This window comes from Paenarthrobacter sp. NPDC089714 (assembly GCF_044748905.1).
Classification (GTDB): Bacteria; Actinomycetota; Actinomycetes; order Actinomycetales; family Micrococcaceae; genus Arthrobacter.
The window spans coordinates 147,382-155,671 of record NZ_JBIVGX010000012.1 but is presented as its reverse complement, the minus strand read 5'-3'; the positions used below and the strand labels follow the sequence as shown (position 1 = coordinate 155,671).

General features: G+C 64.7%; 8 protein-coding genes. All 8 read right to left on the bottom strand.

Going from position 1 to position 8,290, the window contains the following annotated elements; translation table 11 throughout:
- Positions 1–328: 328 nt before the first annotated feature.
- A complete protein-coding gene (locus ACIPY3_RS18530) occupies positions 329–748 on the bottom strand; it encodes an ATP-binding protein (protein ID WP_400336497.1) in 420 nt (139 codons plus the stop codon).
- Positions 741–1,073, bottom strand: a complete 333-nt coding sequence (locus ACIPY3_RS18525; protein ID WP_400336502.1) for an STAS domain-containing protein — start codon at positions 1,071–1,073, stop codon at positions 741–743. The genes ACIPY3_RS18530 and ACIPY3_RS18525 overlap by 8 nt, the downstream gene beginning before the upstream one ends.
- Entirely contained in the window at positions 1,057–3,048 is a 1,992-nt protein-coding gene (locus tag ACIPY3_RS18520) for a glycosyltransferase family 2 protein (protein ID WP_400336496.1), read from the bottom strand. Before ACIPY3_RS18520 ends, ACIPY3_RS18525 begins: the two co-directional genes overlap by 17 nt.
- A gap of 17 nt (positions 3,049–3,065) precedes the next feature.
- Positions 3,066–4,181, bottom strand: a complete 1,116-nt coding sequence (locus ACIPY3_RS18515) for a PP2C family protein-serine/threonine phosphatase (RefSeq protein ID WP_400336495.1) — start codon at positions 4,179–4,181, stop codon at positions 3,066–3,068.
- A 210-nt stretch (positions 4,182–4,391) separates the two neighbouring features.
- The gene (gene bcp, locus ACIPY3_RS18510) at positions 4,392–4,859 is read right to left on the bottom strand and encodes a thioredoxin-dependent thiol peroxidase (protein WP_400336494.1); all 468 of its coding nucleotides are present in this window, start codon (positions 4,857–4,859) and stop codon (positions 4,392–4,394) included.
- Positions 4,860–4,938: 79 nt separating this feature from the next.
- Positions 4,939–5,703, bottom strand: a complete 765-nt coding sequence (locus ACIPY3_RS18505) for a winged helix-turn-helix domain-containing protein (protein ID WP_400336493.1) — start codon at positions 5,701–5,703, stop codon at positions 4,939–4,941.
- Positions 5,704–5,714: 11 nt separating this feature from the next.
- Positions 5,715–7,064, bottom strand: coding sequence for an allantoinase AllB (allB, locus tag ACIPY3_RS18500; protein WP_400336492.1), 1,350 nt, complete (start codon positions 7,062–7,064; stop codon positions 5,715–5,717).
- On the bottom strand, positions 7,057–8,226 hold the full coding sequence (locus tag ACIPY3_RS18495) for a glycerate kinase (RefSeq protein ID WP_400336491.1): 1,170 nt from the start codon (positions 8,224–8,226) through the stop codon (positions 7,057–7,059). Before ACIPY3_RS18495 ends, allB begins: the two co-directional genes overlap by 8 nt.
- Positions 8,227–8,290 lie beyond the last annotated feature (64 nt).

Sequence of the window (8,290 nt, the reverse complement as noted above, 5' to 3'; positions counted from 1 at the left end):
CTTCCTCACGGAAAGCAGCATCATATTTTCTTCTGGGCCCGGTCATCTGAAGTCGATCTCCCATCAACCTGTCTCAGAAAACCATACGACCGCAGGGAAGGGGGCGATTCGGTGAGAGAGGACTGGTGGGAAGGGGGCGATTCGGTGAGAGAGGGCTGGTGGGAAGGGGCGATTCGGTGAGAGAGGGTTGGGGGAGGGGGGCGATTCCGTGAGAGAGGGCTGGTGGGAAGGGGCGATTCGGTGAGAGAGGGTTGGTGGGAAGGGGCGATTCGGTGAGAGAGGGTTGGGGGGAAGGGGCGATTCGGTGAGAGAGGGCTGGTGGAGGGGGTCAGGTGTTGCGGGTCAGGATCCAGGTGTTGGTGCCGTCCTGGCGTTCGAACGTCACCGTGGTCACCAAGGCCTCGATGAGCGCGAGCCCACGTCCCGATTCCGCCTCCGAATCGGGCATGGAGGCCTGCATATCGTCGGCGAACGGCTCCCGGGCATGATGGGCGCTGACCCGGGCAACCAGCCGGGCCGGCCACACGCCGATCTCCACGTCGATTTCCACGGGCTCCTCGGCAACGGGCTCGGCATGTTGCACGATGTTCGCAGCCGATTCGATCACGGCGGTAGCGAACGTCATCCGGTCCATGTCCGGCACGAAGGACGCATCGTCCCACAGGGCATCGAGTTCGTTGTGGATGGCCTCGATTGCTTCGTCGTTGGACGGACCGTGGTACCCCCGGCGGGCAATGACGTCACTCATCGCCGAACGCTTCCTCGGCGGTGGGGTAGGCCGTGAGGACCCGGTCCATGTTGGTCAGCTCCAGCACCATCTTCACCTGGGGCTGGACGGCGGCGATGCGCAGGTCCCCGCCGGCCTGGCGTGCGGCCTTGAGGCAACCGATCAAGGCTCCGAGGCCCGACGAATCCATGAAATCGGTCTCGGCCAGGTTGACCACCACACGGCTTGATCCGGCTGCGACAACCTCGTTGACCACTTCGCGGAGCTTCGGCGCGGCCACCATGTTCAGGCGGCCAACACCCTTCACTTCCGCGTAGTTGTTTTTGACCTCATAGCTGAACTGCATCGCCATTCCTCTCCTCGGGGCTTCCGGGCCCAACGGACCCAACATCTTCGGGGACGAATCCCTTGTACAAAACTGCCTTCAACAGCACGCTCAGGACCACCAGGTCGAAGGCCACCCAGGCCACGTTGACCAGTGTTCCCAGCGGCTCCGAGAGTCCGGTCAGGAGCCGGGCAACGCCAACCACCAGCGCCACTGCCAGCAGCACGGCCACAATGATCTGCGGCCGGATGAGGCTCCAACTCGGTCCGCCGCTCTGGCGTGCCTTCGGGGTGACCGCAAACCCAAGGGGACGCCCGAACCAGACGTTGCGTGCCGCCGTCGTACATGACTTGATCCAGGTGGGGAACAGCGCGAGGCTGTACTGCTGGCCGCGCCAGGTGGGGATGCCGTGTCCGGCCACCAGGAAGAGCAGTTGGTTCACCACCATGAACGGGATGAAGCGGACGAAGAAGTCGAAGCTGAGGCTGCTTACAGGCAGGATGCCGAGTGTCAGGTAGATGATGGGCGCGGCGAAGTAGACCACGGCTGCGAAGCCGCTCAGGTAGCTCCACATGGTGGAGAAGTACATGAGCCGCTGGCCCCATGTGAGGTTGCGTTGCACCAGCGGGTTTTCCCGGAGGAGGACCTGCATGGTGCCCTGGGCCCAACGCAGGCGCTGGGTGAGCATGGTCTTGAGGTCTTCCGGGGCCAGCCCGTTGGCGAGGATCTCGTGGTGGTACACGCTCTTCCAGCCCAGTCCATGCAGGCGCATTGCGGTGGCCATGTCTTCCGTGACGGAGATGGTGGCCAGCGGCATGATGGGCTGTGCTTCGTCGGTGCGTTCAACGGAGATGGCGTCGAGGACCGCGTGGACGGATTCCAGCGCACCCAGCGGTGACCAGTCGCGCCCGGACATACGGTCGACGGCGTCACTCGCCACGGTGGTCACGCCGCCTTCGCCGACGTGCGCGAGTTCCATCGCGGCGATTTCCTCAAGGTCGGCCTGCAGCGCGGAGAAGTCCGCGGCCACGAGCGTCCGAACGGCCTCATCCACCTTGCGGCGCACGCGGTACGTGATCTCGCTGAGGGATACGCGGGCTTCGAGTTCCTGTTGGGCGGTGTTGGTTGCGGCCTCCACCTCGTTCAGCATCTGCTCCACCAGCGGGTTCCCGGCCTCGGGGGAGCGGCGGGCCTTCTTGATGGCCTGCTTGGAGGCCGCGAGTGCACGCTTGATGCTTTGCTCGGTGGCTTTCACGTAGCCCACCAGGCCCAGCTGCATGAGGGCTTCGCGGCGCAGGATGGCGTTGGAGCCGCAGAAGAACGCGGCGTTCCAGCCGTCCTTGCCTTGCTGGATGGGTCCGTAGAACAGGGGAGCCTGGCTGCCCAGCGGATCGTCGGCAGGGACGTTGATGAAGTACTGGGGTGTCTGGACCAAGGCAACGCGATCGTCGTTGAAGTACCCCAGCGTCTTGTCCAGGATGTCCGGCTCGGGGATCTGGTCGGCGTCGAGAATCAGCAGGTACTCGCCCGAGGTGAGCATGAGCGCGTTGTTCAGGTTCCCGGCTTTGGCGTGGCGCGGCATGTCCGGTGTCCAGTCGGCGGTGCGCGTGACGTAACCGATCCCGTTGGCTTCGGCGAGTTCGCGCATCTCTGGCCGGTTGCCGTCGTCGAGAATCCAGGTGCTGTGCGGCCAGCGGATCTCCTTGGCCGCCAATGCCGTGGTCATCACCAGGTCGAACGGCTCGTTGTATGTGGTGATGAAGACGTCCACGGTGGCATCAGCCGGGGCAGGGGGAGGCGGCTTGCGGATCTTGAGGTTCCACACGGTCAACCCGAACAGCATCACGTCAATGAGGCTGTACGTCTCGGCGATGACCAGCGGAACGGCGATCCACCACGCCTCCCAGTTCAGCGAGGCCAGCCACCGCCAAGCGACGTAGTTCACGCCGAGGATAACGGTGAGGACAACGATCAAACGAGTCCAGAAACGAGTCACGATCCCCCTTTGGTGGCTTACTGACCGGTTGGTTTCCGTCGAACCACGACGGCGGTCACGTCGTCTTCCGCCGTGGCGGCCGGTGCCAGTTCCAGAAGGGTGGCACAGATTTCCTCCGAGCTTCCCGCGTTGCGGGCTGACTTCTCCACGTTCCGGATGAAGTCCTCCAGCGAAGCGTGGGCGTCCAGGATTCCGTCGCTGACGATCACCAGCGAGTCGCCTGGCTCCAGGGTGAGTTGGGCTGCGGGCCAGACCTCGTCTTCGAGGATTCCCACGGGCGGACCCGCTGAAACCAGCCGGCGGGCGGCACCCTCGGCGGGGATGTGCAGCCCAAGCCCATGACCGGCGTCGATATAGCTGAGCCGACCGGAAGCGCTGTCCAGCCGCGCGTGGAACATGGTCACGAACGAGCCCGACTGGTCCAGGTCCGAGGCGATGGTGGCCCCCGCGGAGGCGAAAGCCGCGTCGATCGCTGGGTTGTCGGCCACGGAGCGCATCACTGCCCGTACCGTAGCGGCGATGAGCGCAGCGCCCATGCCTTTGCCCATGGCGTCGGCGAACGTGAGATGCATGCCGTCGGCGGTTTGGTACCAGTCGTAGAAGTCCCCACCCACGCTGCGCGACGGGCGGAAGGACCCGGCGACGTCGTAATCGTCCAGCCGCACCTTCTCTTGCGGCAGGAGGCTCTTTTGTACGACGGCGGCGCGCGCGAGTTCGTCGCTTTGGCGCGGGTCTTCCGTAGGCTGGGCGGGCGTGCGTGCGCGGCGGAAAAGGGCCCTGATGCGGGCCTGGAGTTCCTTGGGGCTGAAGGGCTTGGTGAGGTAGTCGTCGGCGCCGGTGTCCAGGCCTGTGAGGCGGTCCAGTTCGTCGGCGCGGGCGGTGAGCATCAGGACGTAGGCATCGGAGAATTCACGGACCCTGCGGCACACTTCCATGCCGTCGATGTCCGGGAGGTTGATGTCCAGCGTGATCAGCTCGGCGTTGGTGTTTTTCACGGCCTCGACGCCGGTCAATCCGTCCGGGGCTTCGGTGACAATGAAGTCGAGTTGTTCGAGGACCACCACGAGGAGGCCACGGATGTCTTCGTCATCTTCGACGACAACGGCATGGCGTTGGGGCGAGGTTGAGACCATGGCTCCATTAACTAATGTCCAAGGGGTTTTGTCACGTTTAGTCAACCAACATGAACGCCCGCTCACATTGCGCGAGCGGGCGTTACAAATGTTGTTCAGTTAGGTGAGAGAGGGATCTCCAGGGAGGGCGGTTCCGTGAGAGAGGGTTCCCCAGGGAGGGCGGTTCGGTGAGAGAGGGTTCCCCAGGGAGGGCGGTTCCGTGAGAGAGGGTTAGACGCCGAGTTCTTCGCGGAGCGCCTGGACGTGGCCCTGGGCGCTGACCTGGTACTGGGTGAGCTTGACCTTGCCTTCGCCGTCCAGGACGACGGTGGAGCGGACCAGGCCCTCGACGATCTCGCCGTTGACCAGCTTTTCGCCCCAGGCACCGTAGGCAAGGGCCACAGCGTGGTCCTCGTCCGAGAGCAGCGGAAACGTCAGGGCGAAGTCGCCAGTGAAGGAGGCCAGTGCCTCGGGAGCGTCCGGGGAGATGCCCAGGACTTCGTAGCCCTTGCCCTGGAGGGAGGCCAGGTTGTCACGGAAGTCGCAGGCTTCCGTGGTGCAGCCGGGGGTGGCGGCCTGCGGGTAGAAGTACACAATCACGTTGCGTCCGCGGTAGTCGGACAGCGAGACCTTGGTGCCGTCGGCGTCGAGAAGCGCGAAATCAGGTGCTTGCGTTCCGACGAGGAGTTTCTGGGTCATGGCGATCCTTTACGTTCAACCGGTGTGCACCGGCGTTTGGTCATACAAAAAAGCGGAATCGAGATGTAGAACAGCAAAATCAGATGCTGTATTCCGCGGGTCCGCGCACCGTGGCATAAGGGCCGGGCACGAACTGGTAGCCACCACCACGAACGGTGGAGACGGTGTAGCGGGCATTGCCAAGCTTGCGCCGCACTCTTCCAACATAAACGTCGATCGAGCGGAAAGCCGCGCCCGGGAGGTCAAATGACTCCAGGAAGCGTTGCAATTCTTCACGTGAAATAGCCCGGGAGCAGTTCACCACGAGGTAGCGCAACAGCTTGTATTCCATGCCGGTAAAGGCAACCGGCTCACCGTCCAGCAGGACTACTTCAGCGGCGAGGTCGATTGCAAGCTGGCTGCGCCGGGCGGCCAACGTTACGGGCTCGACGGCGGTGCTGCCGCTGGCTTCGCTTGCTTCCGAATCGTCGGCGAGGGCGTCCGCGAGCGAGACGGAACGTGATCCGGAAAGGTGGTTACCGGCGTCGGCGGTTTCCTGCGGAGTGCCGCCCCAGGAAGTGCCGCCGACGCCGGAGTGCTCTGCTCCGGGGGCGGGCCAGATGCGGACTTCCGCCTCCGGAGCAAGTTTCATGGCCCGGGCAAGCACAAGGCGTGCTGCCCGTTCCCAGATTTCGGGGTCCACGGGGTCGCCCTCGGCCGGGTTGACCCAAAGGGCCAGGCCGTGGGCGGTGAGAGCCGGGGAGGTGAGTCCCTGTGGTGTGGGGCCCTGCCGCCGCGCGGCCCCGGGACGTGCTTGGCGTCCCGGGAACCGTGCCGGCGGTGGACCGTAGGCATTGACTGCCATGGCGGTGGGTCCTAAACGTTACCGCGGCGGATCAGCTTGCCGCCGGGGTTCTGGAAGTCGATTTCCGAGCCCCGCAGGTAGGTCTTGCGGACGACGCCGGAGAGCGGGCGGCCGTCGTAGGGGGTGATCGGGTTCTTATGCTTGAGCTTCTTGACGTCCACCACATAGGCGTCGTCGTGGGCGAAGATCGAGAAGTCGGCGTCGTATCCCAAAGCTAGCTGGCCCTTGTTGTGCAGGCGGGCCAGGGCGGCGGGCTTCTCCGACATCCAGGCAACAACCTGCTCCAGGGAGATGCCGCGGTGGCGTGCTTCGGTCCAGATCAGGGACAGGCCCAGCTGGAGGGAGGAAACGCCGCCCCAGGCAACAGCGAAGTCACCGTTTTCCAGATCCTTCAGATCCAGTGTGGAGGGGGAGTGGTCCGAGACGATGCAGTCGATGGTGCCGTCCTGCAGGCCCTTCCACAGGAGCTCGCGGTTGGAGGCTTCGCGGATGGGCGGGCAGCACTTGTAGGCCGTGGCGCCGTCCGGGATTTCCTCGGCCATGAGCGTCAGGTAGTGCGGGCACGTCTCAACGGTGAGGTTGACGCCGTCGCGCTTTGCCGAAGCGATCATGGGCAGCGCGTCCGAGGAGGAGAGGTGCAGGATGTGGGCGCGGGCGCCGGTCCAGCGGGCACGTTCGATCACCTCGGCGATGGCCTTGTTCTCGGCGCCACGCGGGCGGGAGGCGAGGAAGGTCTCGTAGTGGTCGCCACCGGGGTGCGGGGCGCGGTCGATTGCATGGGAGTCCTCGGCGTGGACGATCATGAGGGAGTCGAAGGACTTCAGTTCCTTCATGTCCTCTTCCATCTCGTCCGCGTCCAGGTGCGGGAACTCGTCCACGCCGGAGTGGAGGAGGAAGCACTTGAAGCCGAAGACGCCCTCGTCGTGCAGCGGGCGGAGGTCGGACTTGTTGCCGGGGATGGCACCGCCCCAGAATCCGACGTCAACGAACGCCTGGTCCTTGGCTACGACGCGCTTCTGCTCCAGGCCGTCCACGCTGGTGGTGGGCGGGATGCTGTTGAGTGGCATGTCGATGATGGTGGTGACACCGCCGGCTGCGGCTGAACGGGTGGCCGATGCGAAGCCTTCCCATTCGGTGCGGCCGGGCTCGTTGACGTGGACGTGGGTGTCCACGAGGCCGGGGATCAGGGTCTCGTCGTCGGCGAGGTGGATGACCTCTGTACCCGTCAGGCCGTTGCCCAGGGGCTCAATGGCGACGATGACGCCGTCGCGGATGCCAACCTCGCGGGGTGCGATGCCGGCCGTGGTGAGGATGCGCTGGCCCCGGATAACGAGGTCATAGGCGCCGAATGCTTCAGACATTGAGGTACTCCTTGTTTTCGGTCCGTTCTGCCAGGTACACGCCTATGTGCTTTCCTAATTGTTCAAGCAACGGACCTGCTTCAGCGATACATTTCTGGACATCTTCTTCCAGGTCCGTCAAAGCGTGGACCGTGTGGAATCCGGCATCCGTGAGTTGTTCCCGGCTCAGGGTACTCCGGCCGCACACTGCGATCACGGGTACCCCGGCTATTGATGCCGCCCGGCTGACGCCCATCGGCGTCTTGCCCAGGAGGCTCTGTTCGTCCAGGCTGCCCTCGCCGGTGATCACCAGGTCGGCGCCCTTCAGTTTTTGTTCGAGTTCAGTGAATTCAAGTACGACGTCGATACCCGGCCGCCGCTCTGCCTTCAGTGCCGCGATGGCAATGTAGCCAACGCCGCCGGCAGCGCCTGCGCCCGGTGCCTTGGCTGCATATTTGGCGTCCGGTCCGGTGGCTGCTGCGAGGACGTCGACGAAGTTTTGTAGTGCCCTGTCCAGTTCGGCGACGTCGTCCGGCGTCGCGCCTTTTTGCGGGCCGAAGATGGCTGGGGCTCCGCTGGCCCCCAAAAGGGGATTGTCGACGTCGGACGCCAACACGAACTCTGTTGCCTCGATGCGGACATCGAAGTTGGCGAAGTCGATGCTCTTCAGCTGGGCGAGGGCGGCACCGCCGCCGGGGAGCTCGTTGCCGTTCCCATCGAGGAAGACGGCACCGAGGCCCTGCAGGACTCCGGCGCCGGCATCGGTGTTGGCGCTGCCTCCAACGCCAAGGATGATCTTGCGGCAGCCGAGGTCCAGGGCGGCGCGGATGAGTTCGCCCGTGCCGATGCTGGTGGCCGTCTTCGCGGTTTCGCTCGTGGGGCCTTCCGGGAGGAGGGCCAAACCGGAAGCGGCTGCCATTTCGATCACGGCTTCCGTGTTTTTGACTGCGAAGTCCGCTTTGACAGCTTGGCCGAGCGGGCCGGTGACCGTGGTGGTCCGGCGGGTGAAGCCGGAGCCGATGGCGGCGTCGATGGTTCCTTCGCCGCCGTCGGCCACCGGAATGCGTGTTGTCTCGATGCCGCTGGTGCCGAAGCCGGCGAGCAGACCTGTTGCCAGGTGCTCGGCGACCTCGGGCGCGGACAGCGAGCCCTTGAATTTGTCCGGGGCGATGACCACACGCATTCCGGTGCCTCCTTTAGTGTGTTTCGTTTGGCCGTGGCGGCCTTTGGGCCGTTTGCGGCCGTGT

Excerpts from the sequence above, each read along its gene's own strand:
- ACIPY3_RS18530 (WP_400336497.1), bottom strand. The coding sequence starts at position 748 with ATGAGTGACGTCATTGCCCGCCGGGGGTACCACGGTCCGTCCAACGAC.
- ACIPY3_RS18525 (WP_400336502.1), bottom strand. The coding sequence starts at position 1,073 with ATGCAGTTCAGCTATGAGGTCAAAAACAACTACGCGGAAGTGAAGGGT.
- ACIPY3_RS18515 (WP_400336495.1), bottom strand. The coding sequence starts at position 4,181 with ATGGTCTCAACCTCGCCCCAACGCCATGCCGTTGTCGTCGAAGATGAC.
- bcp (WP_400336494.1), bottom strand. The coding sequence starts at position 4,859 with ATGACCCAGAAACTCCTCGTCGGAACGCAAGCACCTGATTTCGCGCTT.
- ACIPY3_RS18505 (WP_400336493.1), bottom strand. The coding sequence starts at position 5,703 with ATGGCAGTCAATGCCTACGGTCCACCGCCGGCACGGTTCCCGGGACGC.
- allB (WP_400336492.1), bottom strand. The coding sequence starts at position 7,064 with ATGTCTGAAGCATTCGGCGCCTATGACCTCGTTATCCGGGGCCAGCGC.
- ACIPY3_RS18495 (WP_400336491.1), bottom strand. The coding sequence starts at position 8,226 with ATGCGTGTGGTCATCGCCCCGGACAAATTCAAGGGCTCGCTGTCCGCG.